General features: G+C 39.6%; 20 protein-coding genes. 7 read left to right on the top strand and 13 right to left on the bottom strand.

All coding sequences use genetic code 11. The annotated features are described in order from the left end of the window. Nucleotides 1–119: 119 nt before the first annotated feature. The 3 genes from EV194_RS14905 to arfB all read right to left on the bottom strand — a co-directional run bounded on the left by EV194_RS14905 (nucleotide 120) and on the right by arfB (nucleotide 1,643). On the bottom strand, nucleotides 120–539 hold the full coding sequence (locus tag EV194_RS14905) for a DoxX family protein (RefSeq protein WP_132434997.1): 420 nt from the start codon (nucleotides 537–539) through the stop codon (nucleotides 120–122). Nucleotides 540–690: 151 nt separating this feature from the next. Next, nucleotides 691–1,167 (bottom strand): hypothetical protein, encoded by a 477-nt coding sequence (locus EV194_RS14900; RefSeq protein ID WP_132434995.1) that lies wholly within the window; start codon nucleotides 1,165–1,167, stop codon nucleotides 691–693. A gap of 65 nt (nucleotides 1,168–1,232) precedes the next feature. Beyond that, a complete protein-coding gene (arfB, locus tag EV194_RS14895) occupies nucleotides 1,233–1,643 on the bottom strand; it encodes an alternative ribosome rescue aminoacyl-tRNA hydrolase ArfB (RefSeq protein WP_132434993.1) in 411 nt (136 codons plus the stop codon). Nucleotides 1,644–1,991: 348 nt separating this feature from the next. On the opposite strand from arfB, the gene EV194_RS14890 reads away from it, so the two are divergent. The 3 genes from EV194_RS14890 (at nucleotide 1,992) to EV194_RS14880 (ending at nucleotide 4,307) form a co-directional block, all read left to right on the top strand. Beyond that, nucleotides 1,992–3,200, top strand: coding sequence for a S28 family serine protease (locus EV194_RS14890; RefSeq protein WP_165921907.1), 1,209 nt, complete (start codon nucleotides 1,992–1,994; stop codon nucleotides 3,198–3,200). Nucleotides 3,201–3,313: 113 nt separating this feature from the next. Beyond that, nucleotides 3,314–3,607: a hypothetical protein gene (locus EV194_RS14885; protein WP_132434989.1), complete on the top strand. Its 294-nt coding sequence runs from the start codon at nucleotides 3,314–3,316 to the stop codon at nucleotides 3,605–3,607. 31 nt (nucleotides 3,608–3,638) lie between these two features. Then, on the top strand, nucleotides 3,639–4,307 hold the full coding sequence (locus EV194_RS14880; RefSeq protein WP_132434987.1) for an energy transducer TonB: 669 nt from the start codon (nucleotides 3,639–3,641) through the stop codon (nucleotides 4,305–4,307). A gap of 181 nt (nucleotides 4,308–4,488) precedes the next feature. Here EV194_RS14880 and EV194_RS14875 read toward each other — a convergent pair whose 3' ends face one another. Further along, the gene (locus EV194_RS14875; RefSeq protein ID WP_132434985.1) at nucleotides 4,489–6,654 is read right to left on the bottom strand and encodes an ATP-binding protein; all 2,166 of its coding nucleotides are present in this window, start codon (nucleotides 6,652–6,654) and stop codon (nucleotides 4,489–4,491) included. Nucleotides 6,655–7,185: 531 nt separating this feature from the next. Between EV194_RS14875 and argS the strand changes: the two genes are divergently transcribed. Beyond that, the gene (gene argS, locus EV194_RS14870) at nucleotides 7,186–8,979 is read left to right on the top strand and encodes an arginine--tRNA ligase (RefSeq protein WP_132434983.1); all 1,794 of its coding nucleotides are present in this window, start codon (nucleotides 7,186–7,188) and stop codon (nucleotides 8,977–8,979) included. Between the two features lie 13 nt (nucleotides 8,980–8,992). Here argS and EV194_RS14865 read toward each other — a convergent pair whose 3' ends face one another. From EV194_RS14865 to EV194_RS14845, 5 genes are all read right to left on the bottom strand, one after another. Next, the gene (locus EV194_RS14865) at nucleotides 8,993–9,475 is read right to left on the bottom strand and encodes a hypothetical protein (RefSeq protein WP_207916079.1); all 483 of its coding nucleotides are present in this window, start codon (nucleotides 9,473–9,475) and stop codon (nucleotides 8,993–8,995) included. A gap of 121 nt (nucleotides 9,476–9,596) precedes the next feature. Continuing rightward, on the bottom strand, nucleotides 9,597–10,823 hold the full coding sequence (rocD, locus tag EV194_RS14860) for an ornithine--oxo-acid transaminase (protein WP_132434981.1): 1,227 nt from the start codon (nucleotides 10,821–10,823) through the stop codon (nucleotides 9,597–9,599). 171 nt (nucleotides 10,824–10,994) lie between these two features. Then, nucleotides 10,995–11,231: a type II toxin-antitoxin system HicA family toxin gene (locus EV194_RS14855; protein WP_132434979.1), complete on the bottom strand. Its 237-nt coding sequence runs from the start codon at nucleotides 11,229–11,231 to the stop codon at nucleotides 10,995–10,997. Continuing rightward, entirely contained in the window at nucleotides 11,228–11,455 is a 228-nt protein-coding gene (locus EV194_RS14850; RefSeq protein ID WP_207916077.1) for a type II toxin-antitoxin system HicB family antitoxin, read from the bottom strand. The genes EV194_RS14855 and EV194_RS14850 overlap by 4 nt, the downstream gene beginning before the upstream one ends. 94 nt (nucleotides 11,456–11,549) lie before the next feature. Continuing rightward, entirely contained in the window at nucleotides 11,550–13,988 is a 2,439-nt protein-coding gene (locus EV194_RS14845; protein ID WP_132434975.1) for a TonB-dependent receptor, read from the bottom strand. 134 nt (nucleotides 13,989–14,122) lie between these two features. Between EV194_RS14845 and EV194_RS14840 the strand changes: the two genes are divergently transcribed. Further along, a complete protein-coding gene (locus tag EV194_RS14840) occupies nucleotides 14,123–15,127 on the top strand; it encodes an NAD(P)-dependent oxidoreductase (RefSeq protein WP_132434973.1) in 1,005 nt (334 codons plus the stop codon). Nucleotides 15,128–15,197: 70 nt separating this feature from the next. On the opposite strand, the gene hcp is transcribed toward EV194_RS14840, so the two are convergent. Both hcp and EV194_RS14830 read right to left on the bottom strand, forming a co-directional pair. Beyond that, complete coding sequence (gene hcp, locus EV194_RS14835) at nucleotides 15,198–16,835, bottom strand: hydroxylamine reductase (protein WP_132434971.1); 1,638 nt, start codon at nucleotides 16,833–16,835, stop codon at nucleotides 15,198–15,200. Between the two features lie 160 nt (nucleotides 16,836–16,995). Beyond that, nucleotides 16,996–17,871: an ATP-binding protein gene (locus EV194_RS14830; protein WP_132434969.1), complete on the bottom strand. Its 876-nt coding sequence runs from the start codon at nucleotides 17,869–17,871 to the stop codon at nucleotides 16,996–16,998. A gap of 195 nt (nucleotides 17,872–18,066) precedes the next feature. Here EV194_RS14830 and EV194_RS14825 point away from each other — a divergent pair, with 195 nt between their 5' ends. Both EV194_RS14825 and EV194_RS14820 read left to right on the top strand, forming a co-directional pair. Then, the gene (locus EV194_RS14825; RefSeq protein WP_132434967.1) at nucleotides 18,067–18,744 is read left to right on the top strand and encodes a Crp/Fnr family transcriptional regulator; all 678 of its coding nucleotides are present in this window, start codon (nucleotides 18,067–18,069) and stop codon (nucleotides 18,742–18,744) included. Between the two features lie 14 nt (nucleotides 18,745–18,758). After that, nucleotides 18,759–19,541: an SDR family NAD(P)-dependent oxidoreductase gene (locus tag EV194_RS14820; RefSeq protein ID WP_132434965.1), complete on the top strand. Its 783-nt coding sequence runs from the start codon at nucleotides 18,759–18,761 to the stop codon at nucleotides 19,539–19,541. 3 nt (nucleotides 19,542–19,544) lie between these two features. Here EV194_RS14820 and EV194_RS14815 read toward each other — a convergent pair whose 3' ends face one another. After that, on the bottom strand, nucleotides 19,545–20,426 hold the full coding sequence (locus tag EV194_RS14815) for an NADPH-dependent 7-cyano-7-deazaguanine reductase QueF (protein ID WP_132434963.1): 882 nt from the start codon (nucleotides 20,424–20,426) through the stop codon (nucleotides 19,545–19,547). Nucleotides 20,427–20,448: 22 nt separating this feature from the next. Beyond that, on the bottom strand, nucleotides 20,449–21,309 hold the full coding sequence (locus EV194_RS14810; protein WP_132434961.1) for a 7-carboxy-7-deazaguanine synthase QueE: 861 nt from the start codon (nucleotides 21,307–21,309) through the stop codon (nucleotides 20,449–20,451). Nucleotides 21,310–21,320 lie beyond the last annotated feature (11 nt).

The raw sequence follows: 21,320 nt of genomic DNA, 5'->3' as shown, positions 1-21,320 counted from the left end.
AATTTCTAATTTACACTCTTAAATTAATGAAAAATTGCGTTCCAACAAAAAACCGGTTGCTTTTTGAAGCAACCGGTTTATGATGATTTTATAACCTGCTGGGTATGATCTTATTTCCTTTATTTTTTTGAAATAAGGCCATCCAGTGAATATTTTCCTGACCCAAGGAAGAAAGTACCAAGGAATCCTGTCATGAATAGTAACGCTAATTCTTTAGAGCCACCATCGGCGCCCATCTGAAACCATGGGTCACTGAAATGTACAACAAAAGCTGCTACTGCCATGGTAAATATTACAGGTATGGAAGCCAGTCTGGTCTGAAATCCAAAAAGCACCAACAGTGCTGCAAAAAATTCAGCTCCAACAGCCAGAATCAGACTTATCATTGGACTAAGGCCAAACATGCCAGGGAACATAATTTCTCCGCTAAAAAGCATTTGAAGTTTACCCAATCCATATCCAAAAACCATGTAAAAACCAAAACCTATTCGCAATACCAAAGCTGCAAGGTCTTTCTCGTTGCTTAAAAGTGTTTTCATAACATACTGTATTAATGTGATATAAATTTATGTGTTTAGTTTCTCAAATTAAAGAATAAACAGTATGGTTTTAAAAATGTTCAAAATTGGTTTTCTGGTAATCGATAAATCTCTTCAGCTAATTGTTTTTATATTGCATATGTTTACATACTTAAGGCCATATGTAGGACTCGTCTTCTTCATCCCAATAGGGTCCCCATTGTATTTCTGTCAAAATTCCGTCTTCAAACCATAAATTGAGACTTACATCGGGAATACTGCCCACTTGTTGGTTAACCAAATCTTCATCTGAGAGATCTTCTAATTCAATATCACCTAAATCCATCATTTCAATTTGCTGCATCACCTCTTCCTGACTGAGGCCAATCAGGTTTATATCTTCAAACAGATAATCGGGAGAGCTTACGGCCAAAGACGTAAGTCTCCAATTATCTTCCTCATCAAAGGAAGCTGATAGCTCAAGTTCATCATAATGCCAGGCAATGGAATTGCCGGTATCATTGGTTTCGTCAGGTGTAAACTCTTCTATTTCATTTGGTTCGCCGATTATTGAAACAACTTCTTCTCTGGTCATTCCAAATTTCAATTTGCCGATACCTGTGCCAAGTTGAATGCTCTTTTTTAACATGTATATGTGGTTTTATGGTTATGCTTATGTTAAAATAATAAACTTTGCAATTAATTCCTAATTGGTTACAAAAAATCTTTTTTTCTCAATTGTTTCTTTTCACCAGTGATTTTTTTGTTTAAAATGCGTTTTGCAATGGATGATCGTGTAGGTTTAGTGGTTTTTCTTGCTTTATTGGTTTTTAGTGCACCTTCAATTAGTTGATAAAACTTGTCAATAGCTAGCATCTTATTTTTTATCTGAGATCGTTCTTCCTGAGCAGTAATAATAATCTCACCTTTGTTGTTAACACGATTTTTTAATCGCCAAAGAATTCTCTCCTTCTCTTCTGTAGTGAGAAGAGACGATTCAGTAATAGAGAATCTTAATTCAATTTTTGAACTGACTTTATTTACATGCTGTCCACCTGGTCCACTGCTTCTGGTGGCTATGAATGTAATCTCTGATATAAAATTTCTGCTTCTGATGTTGTTCATGCTTTATACTCTCAAATTCTTATTTTTTACAATATCTGAAATATTTCTTAGTGATTTCTAATTATTGCATCATTTTTTGAATAAATTGTTTCCCGGTTTTCATTTGGCTAGTTGCAGAGAGAAATCTGTTTTTCATATTTTGTTTTTTTTGCGAAGGCCTGAAAGTTGATTTCTTGGTAAATTAACCATTGATTTACGATTAAATAATGTTCGCAACAATCAGGAATTATCAGGTAATTCCTATTTTTACAATAAACTAATACTTTTTTTATGCGAATTCGATATCATCACATTTGGAAATCTCTTTTTTTACTCATAGCGGTTTCGTGTTCGGTTAGATATCAAACTTTGAATGAACTGTATGATAAGGAACGTGATCTTGTTTACGAGCAGATTGAAACCTTTACGGGTTTCAATCAATCATTTTTGGTATGGGTTGAGCAACCTGTGGATCATCATAACCCCGAATCAGGCACGTTTAAACAACGTGCTTGGGTAAATCATGTATCCAATGCAGCACCTGTAGTAATTGTTACAGAAGGTTACATGGCACCTCAAAATTATGCATCAGAACTGTCTCAGTTGTTAGGTGCCAATCAGATTGTGGTTGAGCATCGATTTTTTGGCGAATCCAGACCGGATTCTATTGACTGGCAATACTTAACCATTGATCAGGCTGCGAGAGACCATCAAAACGTCATTCAGATTTTCCGTAAATTATACAGAGGGAAATGGGTGTCAACCGGAATCAGTAAAGGGGGACAGGCTGCCATTATTCACCGCGCAATGTTTCCACGGTCGGTTGATGCTACTGTAACCTATGTAGCTCCATTTAATCTAGAGAGGGATGACAAGCGCTTGATTGATTTTTTTAATCAGATTGGGACTCATGAAGAGCGAGGACGAATACTGGCGTTCCAGAAGGAGGTTCTGAAGAGACGAAATCAGATGATTCCTATGTTTGAGGAGATGGCAGAGGAGAAAGGCTGGACGTTTTCCATGGGTATTGAAAAAGCATTTGAGTTATCAGTTCTGGAATATCCGTTTAGTTTATGGCAATGGTGTGTACCTTTGGATTTAGTTCCAAGTCCGTCGGTGTCCTCACGAGAACTTTTTGATCATCTTTACAGAGGCATCGATTTTAGCTACTTCACTGAGCAGGAGTCTGAACAAGTTGGGCCGTTTTTTATACAGGCCTACTCAGAGTTGGGGTATTATGGCTATTTGACAACTCCTTTGCAACCATATTTAAAAACCATTGATACAGACACCATCAGTTCTGATATTTTAATTCCGGATGTTGGTTTTCAGCCGGTTTATCATCCACAACCCATTAACAACGTAAAGAATCAATTACACAGATCAGATCCCCGAATGCTGCTGATCACTGGAGGAAATGACCCCTGGAGTGCAACAACTCCGGACATATCGCAATTAAAGAACAGTATACACATAGAAATGGAGAATGGATGTCATTTAACCCGAATAGAGAGCCTCCCTGATTCTCTGCGTAAGGATGTGATTGAGACATTCAGGAAATGGAACCTGCTGAATTAGTGTTTAATTGTTTTTTTGGTTACATTTGGTAGAACAAACAGGGATAGTTTATCCTTAAAGAATCGTATCAGATTCTTTTAAAATTAAGTATTTAATCAAACTAAATTATTGCTATGGCGAGTGTTAGAAATTTAAAAAAGGACATAAACTTTCTGGCTTCAGAACTGGTTACACAGGCATATCTGTGTAAAGTAATCTTTAAAAAAATCAATGATGAAGAGTTAGATCAATTGATTGCTGATGCGTTGAATTTTAAAAAGGAGTTTATTGCAAGGGTAAACCATCCTGATGGCAAGGATAACCCAAAACTGGTAAAGAGCTATTTTTATAATATTAGAAAAGATATGGTGACAAAATTTGGGCAATTGCTTGATAAAGTGTCTGTTTCTCCTCCCGAGGATAAGTAGATTTCTGCAAAGTATTGAATGCAACAAGCCTATGATCTTTTTTAACCGAACATACTGCAAAGTTAATTTGAATGCTGCCATGCTTAATTGCATGGCAGTGCTTGTTTTTATGTCTGTTTCTATTGTATCATCCGGGCAAAAAACACGAACATTTCACCGTGGACAAATGATTGAGAACTATCATGTGCTTCCATCAGATACTTCTATAAAACATGGTACTTATAGGTTACATTATAAAACACACTTAATTGAAAGTGGACAATATCATAAAGGTAAAAAAGTAGGAGTGTGGATCTATTTTAATCTTGGTAATGCTTTTGAGTTCCAGTATAATTATGATTTAGATTCCATTGTTCGGATTGCCGGGCACGAGCGGCAATCTGTTTTAAGATTCGAGTCTCCGTGTCTGTTTTTGGGAAGTCCTTTGGTACCGTATGTGTTTTTGTTGAACAAAGTAGGATATCCCCTTGATGCTTTTGAGGAAGGCATATCAGGAAAAGTAGATCTATACCTAGTCATTTCACCGGATGGTGAAATTGTACATCGTTATGTTGGTAGCTCAGACCATCGCTTTTTAACCAGTGCAGTTTTGAAAGCTTCAAGAGAGTTTCCGGATGAATGGCGCTGGATTCCGGAACGAAGACAGAACAGGAAGGTAGAGAGTACCTACAAAATAACCATCTTTTTTGACCTGCATTAAAGACCGATTAAATTCAAGTGTGCAATTTTTGTCAATCTTTCAGATTGATATGGGAAAAGTCTAGACAATTATGCCCCGTTATTAATCGATAATTGTATTAAGATTGATTTTTTTAATCTATCTCACTATAATAATTTTCTCTCAGTGCCATAAAATCTGAAATTAAAACCAGATCAATTATCTAGTTTTGATTAATGGATGATGTTAATGAATAGATGGCCGAGAGCTCATTCTTCTCAAGTAAACTAAGTAAAATGGGGATGTTTATCGGGGTTTTTACTGCATCATGAAATCCCATTGATTTGAGTCTTTCTCGTCGTTTGTAATCCAGATGATCGGTAATGGCAATCATCTGAACTTTGTTTTCAATGGATTTAATTCTTGGCAACAACTCTTGCCAAAAAGGTAAATGATCCAAATCAATCAGAATAAACCTGATGTTGTTCGATAAAAGCATAGCTTTTATCTCAAGTGCGTTTTGTGCCCAAAGTATTTGATAGTTAAATGGTTTTGAATCATTACACAGATCCAGAAATAACTCTTCGGTTGGAGCAATTATCATCACTTTTTTCAACATGGTTGTTGGGCCGCAGGAAACCTGCATGAAGGGAGATCCTTGTGGGTAAAGCAAATCGGGAATAACAAATCTGAATTCGGATCCTTTGCCTGGTTCAGAAATAACCCATTGATGTCCTCCCATAAATTGTATTAGTCTTGAGGCGATGGATAAACCAATTCCCATACCACTGTATTCTCTTGAATTCCCATCGTTGCCCTGACGAAAATTTTCAAAAATCTGTCTGTGTTTGTCCTCCGGTATGCCAAGACCACTATCACGAACATAAAACTCATATAGTTGGGGAGCTTTGATTTTTACTCCAACTTCAATTACCCCTTCATCTGTATACTTGAGACTGTTTGATAGAAGAATTTCCAGAATTTGCTTTAATCGGTGACGATCACTTGCTATGCTGTTTTTTATCAGATCACGGGGCAAATCAAAAAAGAGCTTTAGCTTATCGTTGTTTTTAAGAATATCATGCGCATAGTCGTGCAGATGGTGAAACAAAATTTCAAGATTGCAGATGTCGGTTTTAAGGTGTATCAGACCGGCTTCAATTTTTGCGAAGTCGATCATACTATTGATTTGGTTTAATAATTCTTTCCCACTTTGCCTGATCAGTTGAATGAACTCTTTGCGTTCATTCTCATTGATTTCAGGTTCCGCTAACAGTTCTGCGAAGCCCATTATTGAGTTCATGGGAGTACGCACTTCGTGTGATAAATTTGACAAGAATGATGATTTTAACCGGTCACTCTCATCTGCTTTTATTTTATATTCGTCAAGCTCTTTTTTCCGTTCAATTTGTTCTGACAAATCTGTAATAATAAAAAGAAGAGCTTTTTTCCCCATATAATTAATCCTGTTTACATGAATTTCTATTGGTTTTGGAACGCCGTGTCCCGGATATGCCACACTTTTAAATTTTACCCCATCATGTTCAGATAACAACTGATGCTTTTGTGTTATCTCTTTTCGGAAATCGTCTGGTGACAACTCAGTAATAACCCGCCCAATCATTTCATCCCTGGATAGTCCGTGGAGTGAACAGGCAGCATTGTTAACCTCCAGAATTACTCCGCTCTCATCCTCAATAAAAATGGCCTGGGGTGCATTATCCAATATCTCTTTAATGATTCCTATTCCCTCGTTTTCTTTCTGGTCGATGAACTCAACCTTTGGAACAGCTTCAAGGGTTATAATCAGGCGGTTTTTTTCATTCTTCTTGGCATCAGATAGTTGCCAACGTACCTTATACCTTGTTTTGGTGTTAGGACTAAAAAACCCACTGCTTGTTTCTCCGCTTGTTGATTTGTTTTCCTCAAGTGTGTAAGATAAGGCAGTGGAAATATGCCCCGGAAGTATATTAAACAGCAAAAGCCTGATCATATTTGTTGGCGTGGATCCAAATGCCCTGGAAAAATTTTGATTGACATATTCAATGATTCCGTCATTTCGGCAAATAGCAGTTGGGGTGGGATGATGGTCAAGAATAGAAAAATTCAATTGATTAAATTGCCCTGAAGGCTCCATAAGTGGAGCAGAAGAAATGCCTGATGGAGTTTTTCTTCGCTTCATGTTGTTTCTGAAATTGATGATCAGAAAAACAGCCATTGCCACTCCAAGCACAATTAGCGCAATACTTATAGATTGTTTAAGTTGGTTTAATGACTCGGCAGCCATGGTGTCATCCAAAAACAAAACTCCCGATAACATTTCAAAGTTAAAAAGGGGGTAGTTGAAAACGCTTACCACGCTGTCATATATATGTATTGATATTCCCATATTTTAATTTTCCAAGTATAAGTATCTAATCTGTTATCAATCAATGAAAGAACAAGGACTTGATTTTTATTCGAAAATAGAAGCTCCCAAAGAAGCGAATCCAACACTTAATCTTTCATAATTATACCTTTGTTGACCTGTTTTTGTTACTTTGATAGAAAATAAAACTGCTTGGTTTAATAGCAACTTTGTTTTGTAATCATATATTATATAAATATGGTCGGAATTGAGTTTTAATAATCATTACTTTATATTAAAAATAGATAATTTTTCGTGTTTGCGAAAGGTAATTTTGACAATTGGAGACCTTTTTTTTTCGTAAGTAAAAGTTTTCAGATGTTTACCGGTATATTTTTTATCTTTGCAGGATTAAAAATTTGACGAAAACCCAATTGTTTATGATCATTGGTCGTTGATTAGGATTAATACTAAAGGGTAGAAGTATGTTTTAAATTCCGCAAAGCGGAATTTAAAATCTCCAATAAAGGTTGAAATATATAGTAAACTAAAATATAAATAAATATTTTTCGAATGAACATAGAATCCGGACTTAAACAACTGGCTGTAGAAGCGTTTAAAGAGCTGTACAATGCAGAAATTTCAGAAGAATCCATACAGGTACAACTTACCCGGAAGGATCAGGATGGAGATTTTACCATAGTGGTTTTTCCTTTGCTGAGGTACTCAAAAAAAACACCCGAGGAGACCGGGAAAGATCTTGGTAACTACTTGTGTGAAAAGATGAATGAAGTTTCAGCCTTTAACGTTGTTAAAGGCTTTTTGAACATTGTACTTGCACATGGCTACTGGATTGATGTATTGAACGAAATAAAGGATAATGATGAGTTTGGTTTTATTCCGGTAACAGAGGAGTCTCCGTTGATGATGATTGAATATTCATCACCCAACACCAATAAACCTTTGCATCTTGGCCACATCCGTAACAATCTTTTGGGATATTCACTTTCACGGATTGCAGCCGCTAACGGTCACAGAGTCGTTAAAACCAACATTGTAAACGACCGGGGAATTCACATCTGTAAATCGATGTTGGCCTGGAAAAAATGGGGAAATGGAGAAACGCCTGAATCTTCAGGAAAGAAGGGCGATCATCTTGTTGGAAATTATTACGTAAAATTTGATCAGGAATACAAAGCAGAGCAAGCTGCCTTGAAAGAAGCCGGTGTGAGTAAAGATGAGGCTGAGAAACAATCAAAACTGATGGCTGAAGCCCGTGAAATGCTTCTTAATTGGGAAAAGGGAGATAAAGATGTTGTTGAGCTTTGGAAAACAATGAACCATTGGGTGTATGACGGATTTGACGTAACATACAAAAACCTTGGAGTAGATTTTGACAAAATCTACTATGAAAGCGATACTTATTCTGTGGGACGGGATATGGTTTTAAAAGGTTTAAAGGATGGGGTTTTCTTTAAAAAAGATGACAACAGTGTGTGGGCTGATTTGGAAGATAGGGGTCTGGATCAGAAACTATTACTGAGGAGTGACGGTACATCGGTTTATATGACGCAGGACATTGGAACTGCAAAGCTCCGTTTTGATGACTATACCATTGATAAAATGGTATATGTTGTGGGAAATGAGCAGGATTATCATTTCAAGGTTCTCTCCATTGTTCTGGATAAACTGGGCTTTGAGTGGGGTAAGGATTTAGTTCATTTCAGTTACGGAATGGTGGAGTTGCCCGAAGGTAAAATGAAATCGCGTGAAGGTACAGTGGTTGATGCCGATGATTTGATGGAGGAGATGATTAATACCAGTCGGGAAATGTCCAGGGAACTGGGTAAACTTGACGGATATAGTGAAGAGGCTGCTGAAGAGGTGATTCGAATGATTGCTTTAGGTGCACTCAAATATTTCATTCTCAAAGTGGATCCACGTAAAAACATGACTTTTAATCCCAAGGAATCCATCGATTTTAATGGAAATACCGGCCCGTTTATACAATACACCCATGCCCGCATTCGCTCAATATTTCGTAAAGCAGAGGAAAAAGGAATCACATGGAAAGGCAGTGCTCCGGCTGATGTTGAATTGAGCGAAAAGGAAAACAATCTTGTCCGCACTGTTGCTAATTTTCCAAACGTGGTGATGGAGGCCGGAAAAGCATTCAGCCCGGCGTTGATATCGAATTACATATATGATTTGGCAAAAGAGTTTAACCAGTTTTACCACGATAGTCCAATTCTGTTTGAAACCGACGAGAACATTCGGGAAATGAGGCTAACACTCTGTAAAGCTGTGGCAGATGTTCTTAAAAAAGGTATGTGGCTTTTGGGAGCCGGAGTTCCCGACAGAATGTAAAAAATCATTCAGTTCATTGTTTGTTGCCTAATGCAACAAGCAATGAACTGAAACTTTTCAATACTGCTTTGCTGTTTTGTTTGGCCAAAATTTCCTCTATTTTTTCTTCTTTCTCAAATTGCGGCACGTCAGACTTAATAATGGCTTCAATTTCATCCGGAGTTTCTGACGATAGAAACTTTTTGAGAAATTCACCTGTTTGAAGCGTTTGGTTGGTCGATTTTTGTTTTAAATCCATGATACAAATCTCCAGTAATTCTGCACAGGAGGATTTTACCGGATCTCCGCTTCCGGCTGTGTCGCGCAGAGACCAGCTGCTGTATTCATAATCGGTTGTGAAGAGTTGTTTGTAGTAAGCACTCTCCTCTCCAAAAGCATTTTTTAAAACAAGCAGAGTGCCTTTTTTCCAGGCTGCCCAGTCGAACGATCGATGCCACAATTTTTCCAACCGGTCTTCCAGCATTGGAATGTATGATGAACTAATTTCTGATGACATAATAAATGTTTTTATTTTCTATCTAAAAATAGAAAATATCTTTCTCTTCATCTATTAATTTGAATTTAATTATTTTGAGTGATGGGTTTGAAACCAGAAATTAGGCCAATTACTGAGATTTTTATTTCAAGTCTTTAAATGCTGTTTCAATCCTTTCAACAGCATCAATCAATTGACTTTCATCAATGATTAGGGGAGGTGTAAACCTGATGATGTTTCCATGTGTTGGTTTGGCAATTACTCCATGGTTTTTCATCGATATGCATAAATCCCACGCTGCCTGTGCTGAGCTTTCAGCGTGAATGGTAATGGCATTGAGCAGACCTTTTCCACGGACTTCTTTTATTAATGGGGAATTCATCGCTCTGAGACGTTTGCGGAATAGTTTTCCCATGCGGAATGCATTGTCGGCCAGTTGTTCATCATACAGAATATTAACAGCCTCCATGGAAATGGCGGCAGCCAATGGATTTCCACCGTAAGTGGAACCATGCTCGCCTGCTTTTATGGTTAACATGACTTCGTTGTTGGCCAAAACACAAGAAACAGGATACATACCTCCGGACAGAGCCTTCCCCAATACCAGAATATCAGGCTTTACATCTTCATAATCTACCGCCAGCCATTTTCCGGTTCTTCCAAGTCCGGTCTGAATTTCATCGGCAATAAATAACACGTCGTATTGTTCACAAAGTTCCTTCGCGGCCTTTAAGTATCCATCTGATGGAACAAACACCCCTGCTTCTGCCTGTATGGGCTCGGCCAGAAATGCAGCAACGTTGGGCTGGCTTAAAGCCTGTTCCAAAGCAACAACATCATCGTATGGAATATTATTGAATCCGGGGGTATAAGGACCATAATCGTTATATGAATCCGGATCGGATGACATGGATATGATGGAAATGGTTCGCCCATGAAAGTTTCCGTTACATACCACAATTTTAGCCTCTTCCCGGGCAATTCCTTTGATTTTGTATGCCCATTTTCTGGCTAGCTTAAGCGCAGTCTCAACTGCTTCGGCACCACTGTTCATCGGAAGCATGCGGTCGTATCCAAATAGCTCTGTCATCATTTTGGACCATTTGCCTAGTTGATTGTTGTAGAAAGCACGTGAGGTAAGTGCCAGTTTTGCAGATTGATCATTAATTGTTTTAACCAATCTTGGGTGACAATGCCCCTGGTTCACTGCTGAGTATGCAGCCAGGAAATCGTAATAGCGTTTGCCTTCTACATCCCACACAAAAACACCCTCGCCTTTTTCCAGAACAACGGGCAGTGGATGGTAGTTTTTAGCTCCATATTGATCCTCAAGATCAATATAATATAGAGAGTTGGATTCCTTTGACATAACTGGCAGGTTTTATGTTTATTCACCTATAAATTACAACCAAAAACAATAAAATTCCAGTCTTTAATGCATGAGTTTTATCATAGATGGGGAACGGGCGTTGAAGCTTGTTTGTGTAGATTTGCTTGGGAAGAATTGAAATTTGATGAGGTGAGTTTCGTAGAACGGGGGCTATATTTGATTTAACAACTTAATATATTCCTCTGGGGAAAGATCTATTTCTCTAAGAATCTGACGTATTAAAGGTCTTCCAATTTCTTGATTTCCATGGTGTGATAGTGTTGTATATCTGCCATCGGGATGACGGTAAAACACATGACTTCCCTTCTGTCGTTTCATTTTAAAACCTAAATGAAAAAGTAATTTTTCCAGGATTTTAACCTTTACTATCGGCAGTTTTTCACTCATAAAACAGCTGATATTTGTTGAAATCCTACAAAATCAGGAAGGTTATTTAACTCATCCTCACTTAACTCCTCCAAACATAACTGGACTACTTCTTGTAGGTTTTTATATAGTTCGTCAAGAGTTGCGGCTTGGGAGTGGGCTCCCGGTAATCCCGGAACAATTCCGATATATTGATTTACTTCATTGTCCCGGATTATTTCTGCTGTAAATTTATAATTTCTCATAATTTTCATGTTTCCTACAAATTTAACGATTTAAACTCAATTTTGTTAATACAATAATTTAATTATCTTATACTCTTTGTACTTATCTATTGGCTTAAAACGTTGCTGTCAGTTTAAGATTTATTCTTCTTGATGTAAGGTAATTTGGGACAGCGTATTGGCGGTTGTTGATGTCGGTAACCCAATAATGAGAGATTGTGTTATCTATATTGGGAAGGTTAAAGACCTCAATGCCGAGCCACATGTTTTTAAGATTAAGATGGTTGTTTTGCATCCATCTGGATTTTAGCAGGTCATAGGAAAATCCAATGTCTATTCTTCGGTAAGAGGGGAGTCGATGAACCGCCATATACCTTGGTGAACGAGGGGGGCCGAACGGGAGCCCTGTTCCGAAGAAAAAGCTGAGATGAGCTTTAAAATCAGGATTATTGGGCAAGTGATCCTGGATAAACATGGAGAAATTTAATCTCTGATCCGATGGACGGGGAATATAACCGGGTTCACCGGGAGTGGCAGGATCAATCCATCTGTCGTTGAGTAAATCTTCTTCAGTTTTCATGAGTGAAAGAGTCGCCCAGGATTCTTCACCCGGCACCAACTCACCATTTATTTTGAAGTCGATTCCAACGGCATACCCTTTGGCTTCATTTTCTCCACTATAGATAATCCTTACATTGTCAACCTGGTAAGGAATCAGGTTTTTCATATGTTTGTAGTATAGTTCTGTGGTGAATTTAAATGGTCTTTCCATTTTATGGAAATAGTAATCAAAGCCCGAGACGACATGAATTGATTTTTGAGCTTTGATGTCTTTATTTAGTGTTCCGTCAGGCCGTCGCATCTCCTTAAAAAACGGCGGCTGGTAATAGTATCCACCGGACAAACGGTATCGGTGATTCGAGTTTCGGCTTGGAAGGTAATTAAGTAAAATTCGGGGGCTGATAATGTACTCATCATTAAACGAGTAGTAACTTGCTCTTATTCCTGCATCTATCATGAGAAATCCGGATCCAATTGCCAGGGAAGATTGATTTTTCAGGAATCCGGAAACTCTGTTTGCCACTATGTCGTGGTGTGCATTTTTTGTATAGGCCAGTTCCAGCAAATCACCACGATAAGGGATGGAATACCCGGCAGAATCAATCATCTCCCATTCGTTTACTCTGTCGCGAAAGGATTCCTGTCGCACTTGAATACCCCAACTTGTAATTCCTCCCGACGAATTGTGTTTACCCTCAAGGTTTGCCGATATAACATTGGCATAAAGGTCATTTCTGGCATGCTGAAGATATTGGCCAACTCCGATTTGCGTTCCTTCATCATCTGCATCAAATGGGTTATCAATTTCCTGAAGCCAATATGCCCCGGCAATATCGTAGGTTTCTTCTTCAAAAGTTCTGAAACCTGTAAATGTGAGTTTGTATTGTTGTCTGTCTGATACATTAAATATGGTGCTTAATGCACCATATCCTGTTTCAAAACGGTTTTCTTCCTTCCCTGCAAAGTAAATTCTTAAGCGTTTTACATCAGAAATGGTTCCAAATGTGGTTTCCCTGGTTTGAGGTATAAATTCATACGTGTTGAGCGAATAGTAACCCAAAATTTCAAAAGATAGCCTGGGAGTTGCTTCATAGGTTAGAAAGGCCTGTGCATCGGTAAAATTTGGCCTGTAATCGCCTTTTTCATCCAGTGTGCCTAAAAGATAGCGGTTGGTTTTGTATCTCACACCGGTTATCCATGATACTTTTTGATTAAAAGCGGCACCCTCCAGATGCGCGTTTGCTCCAAGCATTCCGGCTGACACACTTCCGGCTGTTTCTGTTGGCCTTTTATACCTGATGTCGAGTACCGAACTCATTTTATCGCCATAAGATGCGCTAAAGCCACCTGCCGAAAATTCAACCGATTCAACCAAATCCGGATTCACAAAACTCAACCCTTCCTGCTGACCGCTGTGAATTAAGAAAGGTCGGTGAACTTCCTGCCCATTAACGTAAACCAAATTCTCATCAAAGTTTCCACCACGGACGCGGTATTGACTGCTTAACTCGTTGTTGGAAGCGACACCCATTTGAGAACGAACCAAACCTTCGATAGATGCACCGGCAGCTGATGGGAGCATCCTGACATGAATGGGCTCGATGCGCTGACTGTGAAAACCTGAAAGCCTGTTGGCAGTCACCTCAATCTGTTGAAGCATTTGGCGATCCTCTTCCAGAATTATTCTGAGAGGTTCAGGCGGGAGCGACGCTATATTGATGGTTTTACTTTGAAAACCAATGGCCGAAACGGATAATTCTAACGGAAAAGAAGGAGCAGTAGAAATAGTAAAATTGCCATTGACATCGGTAACAGCTCCGACATTGGTTGATACAATGCGTAAGTGTGCATTGATAACAGGTTCTCTGGTCTGATCGGTTATAAAGCCCGATATTTCAACCGGTGAAGCCGTTTGTGCAGAAATTTGGTTTGCCAGGGTTATCAACAAACAGATAATTGAAGTAACAAAAAGGCCGTATACTTTGCGTCTCATTCTTGGCATTAGCATTTATAGTATCCACAAATTTAAACGAAAAAAGTGGTTTTTTGTTATTCACGACAAGGTATAAGATTATTTGTGGAAATTTGTATATTTGATGATTAACTGTTAATTCCAAGCCTAAAGTTATGAAACACATTGTTTTGATGCCCATTAAGTTGCCGTTAAACGGATTTAATGACCTACCATCTGATTTTGAACTTCTTGTGCCCGACTCCTCCAACTCGTTTAGTGACGAACTGGACAGTTACCTTCCCATCGCTGATGCGATGGTATCTGTGTTTGGAAATAAAGTCACTGAGGAGATGATAAGTAAAGCTTCTAAGTTAAAATTGATAGCCAATTATGGTGTGGGCTATGACAATGTAGATGTTGAATATGCAACCTCCCAAGGCATTGTAGTTACCAATACTCCAAGTCCTGTAACTGAACCAACCGCTGAACTGACCATGACGCTGATGTTAGCTCTGGCAAGAAATATTGTAAAACTCCATAACGGAATATTGGAAAATTCTTTGCCGGAATGGAACGTTAGAAACAATTTGAGCACCACATTGCATAAAAAGACGCTGGGAATCATTGGGATGGGAGCCATTGGTCAGGCTTTAGCCCGTAGGGCTAAAGCTTTCGGAATGAGAGTGATTTACCATAACCGAACCCAATTGGAGAGCCATGTCGAAGCAAAATATGAAGCGACCTATGTCACTAAAGAAGAACTTTTACGAAAATCAGACTATGTATCCATTCATGTTCCATTTTCGCAGGAAACATATCATCTTATTGGAAAGGAGGAGTTTAAGCTGATGAAAAATTCTGCATATATCATAAATACTTCCAGAGGTAAAGTGATTCATGAAAAGGTGTTGATTAAAGCTTTGAAAAACAAAGAAATTGCCGGTGCCGGTTTGGATGTGTTCAGTAATGAGCCGGTTATTCCTGATGAACTGAAAAACTCGCCTTATGTCGTTCTCACGCCACATGTTGGAAGCGGAACCCATGAAGCTCGCGCTGAAATGAGTCAGTATGTAGCTGATGTGATTTCTAATTTTTTCAATGGCCATCAAAACGACCTGCCAATTGTAAATCCCAAAGTTTTAAAAAGCGATGCTTTTTTAAAACGGATGAAGGAATAAGTTTGCTATTATACCAGAAAGAGCTGCCCGAATAGGCAGCTCTTTCTGGTATCATCTGTTTGATTTATATTTATGATAAAATCAACCTTTCCATGTCTTCTTCCACAGTTGTAATTGCTCCAATACCAAATTGCTCAACCAAAACATTGGTCACATTTGGCGACAAGAAAGCAGGTAGAGTGGGTCCAAGGTTGATGTTTTTCACACCAAGTGAGAGAAGTGCCAATAATACAATCACCGCCTTTTGCTCATACCAGGCAATGTTATAAACAATTGGTAGCTCGTTGATATCATCTAACCCGAAAGCTTCTTTTAGTTTCAAAGCGGTCACTGCCAGAGAGTAGGAGTCGTTGCATTGTCCGGCATCCAATACCCGTGGAATTCCGCCGATATCGCCTAAGGGCAATTTGTTGTAACGATATTTAGCACATCCTGCGGTTAAAATGACCGAATCCTGTGGCAAAGCCTCTGCAAAATCGCTGTAATAGTTACGGGAATTCATCCGACCATCGCAACCGGCCATGACCACAAACTTTTTAATGGCGCCTGATTTTACAGCATCCACTACTTTATCAGCCAATTCGGCCACCTGGTTATGGGCAAAACCACCTGTTAAAGTTCCGGTTTCGATTTCGGTGGGAGCAGGGCATTTTTTTGCATGCTCAATGATGTCTGAGAAATCTTTTGGCTTGCCGTTTTCTCTTTCCGCAATGTGTGGGCATTCGTCAAATCCCGCTGCTCCGGTTGTATATACGCGGTTTTTGTAGCTTTCTTTAGGCGGAACAAGGCAGTTGGTGGTTAATAACACCGGTCCGTTGAAACTCTCAAATTCAGAAGTCTGTTCCCACCATGCATTGCCATAGTTACCTACAAAGTGCTTATATTTCTTGAAAGCAGGATAATAGTTGGCCGGAAGCATTTCGCTGTGGGTGTAAATATCCACTCCGGTTCCTTCTGTTTGTTTGAGCAACTCTTCAAAATCTTTCAGGTCGTGACCGCTGACCAAAATTCCCGGGTTCTTGCCAACGCCAAGGTTTACGGTCGATATTTCGGGATGACCATAGCTTTCGGTATTGGCTTTATCCAACAGAGCCATTACGTCCACACCATTTTTTCCGGTTTCCAAAACAATAGGCAGTAGCTCGTTAACGCCATGTGAATTGTCGAGGGTGGCCAATAAACCTTTTTTCATAAAAAGGTTTACTTCTTGATTGCTGTAACCAAGATTGGCTGCATGTTCAGCATAAGCAGCGACTCCTTTCAATCCATAAATAATCAGTTCTTTTAATGAACGGATATCTTCGTTTGTTTCGTTGAGAATGCTGACAGTTTCGCTCTTAGCATTAATCTCGTCACGATTGGTGGTTTGCCATGTGGCACATTCCGGCAGTTCGGCTTCGGGAGTTCCTGTTTTTGCTTTTAAGTTATTTTGTATGGCAAATCCTTTTTCTATTTGTTCGGTGATTTTATTGGCATCAAAGTTCGCATTGGTAATGGTTATAAACATGGAATCGATGATGTACTTTTCGGCTTCAGGATTACTGATTGCTTTTAGATCGGCCTGATGGCTCCAAAAGGCCACGCCTTTTGTAACAAAGAGCAACAAATCCTGCAGGTTCGATACTTCTGGTGATTTTCCACACACACCTTTAATGGCACATCCAACTCCTTTGGAGGCTTCCTGACATTGAAAACAAAACATTGACATAGTTTCTATTTTTTTTAAAATTGTTAATATTGTTTTTGGAGACCGGAGACTGGAATCTCGCTTAATTGATTTTTCTAATTTGAGATTTCCATAACTAAATTCCAATCATTACATTCACTCCCTATTACGTTCTCCGATTTCCCTTCTCCTGTCTCCCTTCTTATACCCATTCTTCCATTAATACTTCCCCTGCAATTGAAATTTTCATCATTTTGAGGGGAATTTTTCGTGAAGCTTGCGAAACAGCCATTTTGGCCATTTGAAGGAGTCCCGAGCAGCATGGCACTTCCATAATGACCACCGATAAGGTGTTTATCTTGGCTTCGTCAATCAGGCGAATCAGTTTTTGCATGTAGGATTCTGTTCCCTGGTCGAGTTTAGGACAAGCGATGCCTACGGTTTTACCCTTCAACACCCTGTTGTGAAAATCTCCCATGGCAAAGGCAGCGCAATCGGCAGCCAACACCATGTCGCTTCCGGCAAACATAGGCGATGCCGGGTTGATGAGGTGCATCTGCACCGGCCATTGACGCAGTTCTGAAGCTCCGGAAATGGCGGCTGAAGGAGCATCTGGTGTCGGCTTTTGAATGGCCCTCTCAGCAGAGCCTGGACAACCGCCCCCCTGGTGTCCGTGCATCACGCCAACTTTGGGCTTGTGCATTTCTCGAACAATTTCATCCAGATTAAATGGTAAAGAGTTACGATTGGCCTGCATGTATTGCATGGCTTGCTTCATAAAATCGAACTCCTGATGGTCTCTTAAATGCTTGAGATGAGCCAGTACGGTGTTTTTTCCTTTCGGGATGATGAGTTGTATCACTTTCACTTCATCGTAAGGTTCTGCCTCGCGTTTTTCAATTGTGATGGCTTCCTGGGGGCAATGTCCGAGGCAAGCACCTAGACCATCGCATAAAAGGTCGCTGATTAAGCGGGCTTTTCCATCTATAATTTGCAATGCTCCTTCATGACAGGCGGGAACGCAATCGCCACATCCGTCGCACAGCTCTTCGTTTATATTTACAACTTCTCTCAGCATGGTGATATGTTTTATTGTACATGTTTAAATTTACAATACAAAAATAGGGTACTTCAATGCCTGAAATTTGTAACATAGGTTACAAAAGGAGATTTTTTTTCGAAAAATCGGCTTTTATGGTTTTTGCCTGTCAGCTTAATGGTTGTTACCTTTGCTTATTAATATTTATCGCATAGACACATAGAACTTAAGCACATGATATATATATCCGCATTAATGCAATCTCCCTTGTTTTCGGGAATCGAAAGTGAGGAGGAATTAAAGAATCTGTTGGGTACTGTTCATTATCAGGTTAAGAAATATGATGAAGGAGAGGTGATTGCCTTTAGTGGTGATGAATGTAAATCGCTGCAAGTTTTAATTGAAGGCAGTGTACGTGGAGAAATGATGGATTTGAACGGGAAAGTCCTTAAAATAGAGGATATTGTTCCTCCACGGCCTCTTGCCATTGCATTTCTTTTTGGAAACAATAACCGTTACCCGGTGACTGTAACTGCCAACGAACCTACGGTTAATTTGTTGTTTCCCAAGCAGTCGGTGATTGATTTAATGCAGAAGAATGCGAGTTTTCTTACCAGTTTTATGAATGCTGTTTCAAACAGGGCTCAATTTATATCAGGAAAGCTTAAATTCTTGTCATTTCAAAGTTTACGAGGTAAAATAGCGCATTTTCTCCTGGAGCTCGACCGCCATGAGAAAGGGGTTGTAACACTTACTAAAACGCAGGAAGAGTTGGCGGAGTTGTTTGGAGTGGCAAGGCCTTCATTGAGTCGCGCATTACGCGAACTGCATAATGAAGGAACCATTAAAGCAGAAGGGAAAAGTATTCAAATAATTAAGAGAGTAGTATTGAAGGAGTATTTAGGAAAGTAACAAAAGAACTTATCATGACAAAGAAAGTTTTTCTGATTACCGGAGGAAGTTCAGGAATTGGGCTTGCGGCGGGAGAGGTGCTTGCCAACGAGGGAAACCATGTTATTTCAATGAGTCGGAGTATGGACAAAGTTGAACGAGCCATTAACGAACAACCCAATTTAAAAGGCAAACTTGATTTTATTACGGCCGATGTTGCCAATAGGGAGGATGTTGAAAAAGTTTATCACTACATAAATGAGAAATTTGGTTTATTACATGGCATAGTCAACAGTGCGGGAGTGATTGCTGTTGGTTCACTGGAGACTGTGAGCATTGAGGATTGGCAAAAAATGATGGATGTAAATCTTACAGGGCCTTTTATGCTTGTAAAAACCATGCTTCCTTTGTTGCGAAAGGCAAACGGAGCATCTGTTGTCAACATTTCATCCATTGCCGGGTTAAGACCCGGAACCAGCATTGCCTACTCGGTTTCAAAGGCAGGTTTGGATATGCTTACTCGGTTTTTAGCCGGAGATTTGGGTCCTTATAACATCAGAGTTAATTCAGTGAACCCGGGGCTGGTCAAAACCAATATTCACTTTGATAACAATATTGTTCAAACAAAAGAGCAGTACGAAGAGATGGTGGAAAAAGCCAGATTACGACATCCCCTGCGGCGGGTTGGCCGTAAAGATGATATCGCGTCCATCATTCGTTTTTTGATGTCGGATGAATCCTCATGGATTTCAGGTGCCATTATTCCGGTGGATGGAGGCGTAACACAGGAGAATAATTTTATTCCAAGAAAGGATTAATTTTTATTGCCTGAGCATTTTTGCAGATAATTCCTTTGCATTGCAAAGAAATTTTGGAAACAGCTCTTCACTATTTGCCCTAACGGGGCAAATATCAATTCCGCCACGGCGAGTGTAAATACATGCCACCATTAACTCTTCGGGTGAGAATTTGTCCCATAAGCGCTTGTAAATCATTTCACATATCTCTTCGTGAAAATGATTTTCGTTTCTAATTGAAACCAGGTATTGAAGCAGTCCTTTTAGTTCCGGTAGTTGTTCAGCTTTCAATAAAATGAATGCAGAACCCCAGTCGGGCTGATTGGTGATTTTGCAATTACTGCGTAACAAATGAGTGGCGACAGTTATTTTACCAGTGAGTTTATCGGTTGGTATTAAAAGTTCCGGAGTTTCGTTGAATGTGTTAAAATCAACGTTTTTTATTTCATCCAGCGTTTCAAGTAGCTGGTAGCCATGAAAATCAAAATGAGTGATTACCTCATCTGAATCACTAAAGAAGGTCACTTCAACTGCTGTTTTTAATATATCGGAAAGGTCTTTTTTTATGATTTCCACGACCTCTTTCACCCCGGTTTCAGCATCACTACCAAACCGCTCCATGTTAAAGCTGTTGAGATATAGCTTCAGCGATTTACTCTCCACAAGAAAAGTGCTGTCGGAAGAATATCTCAGTTTTAGCATGCCTGCCACCGGTAATCCTCTCAAAGTAAGGAAGCTTAATTCATACGTGTGCCAAATGTCACATCCTATAAAGGGAAGCTGTTTGTCGTCGATTTTGTAAATCTCCCTGTTGAGAGAACGAGGAACAGCCACCAGAATTTCCGGTGTATATTTCTGAGGATAAGCTATCTGTTGACCCAGTAGTTTGGCTTCAATTGGCTGCATGTAATTACAAAATTATTAAAAGTTAAACACCCGGTTTACATCCAAATATATCAATATGAACACGAGGAGTGAATCGCCATCCGTTTCGGATAGCCATTTCAAGCGTTAGCGGAGTGGTTTGTTTGAGTTCCTCTTCGTTGGCACCCAAAGGCATCAGCATGATGTCAGATGGTTTCCAACCGTTAAGTTGGTTCAGAAAATCATTGATGATTTCCTGTTCATCCTCTGGTTTACCTACCACAAATTTCAGCTGCATCTCTTTATCGCTCTCATTGCAAAGATTGATGTACGATTGTAAAGCTTTACTGTTATACCGGCGCTGTGCATGGTAGGAGAGAGGCCCCGATGGATTCAACCCCAATGCTTTCAGTTTTTCAGGATTGGGTTCTGAATTAGCCAGTTTAGGCGAAATGCTGAACAAATCGATGTTTTCAGCTACATCTTTATTGAACATGCTGCCATTGGTTTCTATGGTTAAATGAACGTTCAATTCATTTTTTAATCCACAGGCCAGTTCAGCTAAAGCATCTTTTTGCATGAGGGGTTCACCACCGGTAATCACCACGTGGCGAATCGAACCCAGGTTTTTCTTAACCAATTGGATGACCTCTTTTACGGTTGTATGAACCACTTGTTGTGTATCAAAAGAGGCGTATGGTGTATCGCACCGGCTGTAGCTGCCATCAGGTAACTGCCAGATGCATCGCAGATTGCACGACGAAAATCTGATAAACAGAGAGGGTACACCCGCCAGTTTTCCTTCACCCTGAATGGTTCCGGCAACAGGTATGGCGGTAGCAGGCAGCTGCGATAAAGCAGCGCCGTTAATATCTTTTGTGATGGGAAATACCCCCTCGTTGGCTAATACTATTTTTGTTGACATTGCTTTTAACT

It is taken from the genome of Natronoflexus pectinivorans (assembly GCF_004345615.1).
GTDB classification, from domain to species: domain Bacteria; phylum Bacteroidota; class Bacteroidia; order Bacteroidales; family Marinilabiliaceae; genus Natronoflexus; species Natronoflexus pectinivorans.
Note: the sequence above shows the minus strand (reverse complement) of the source record. Positions and strands in the feature narration are given on the sequence as shown.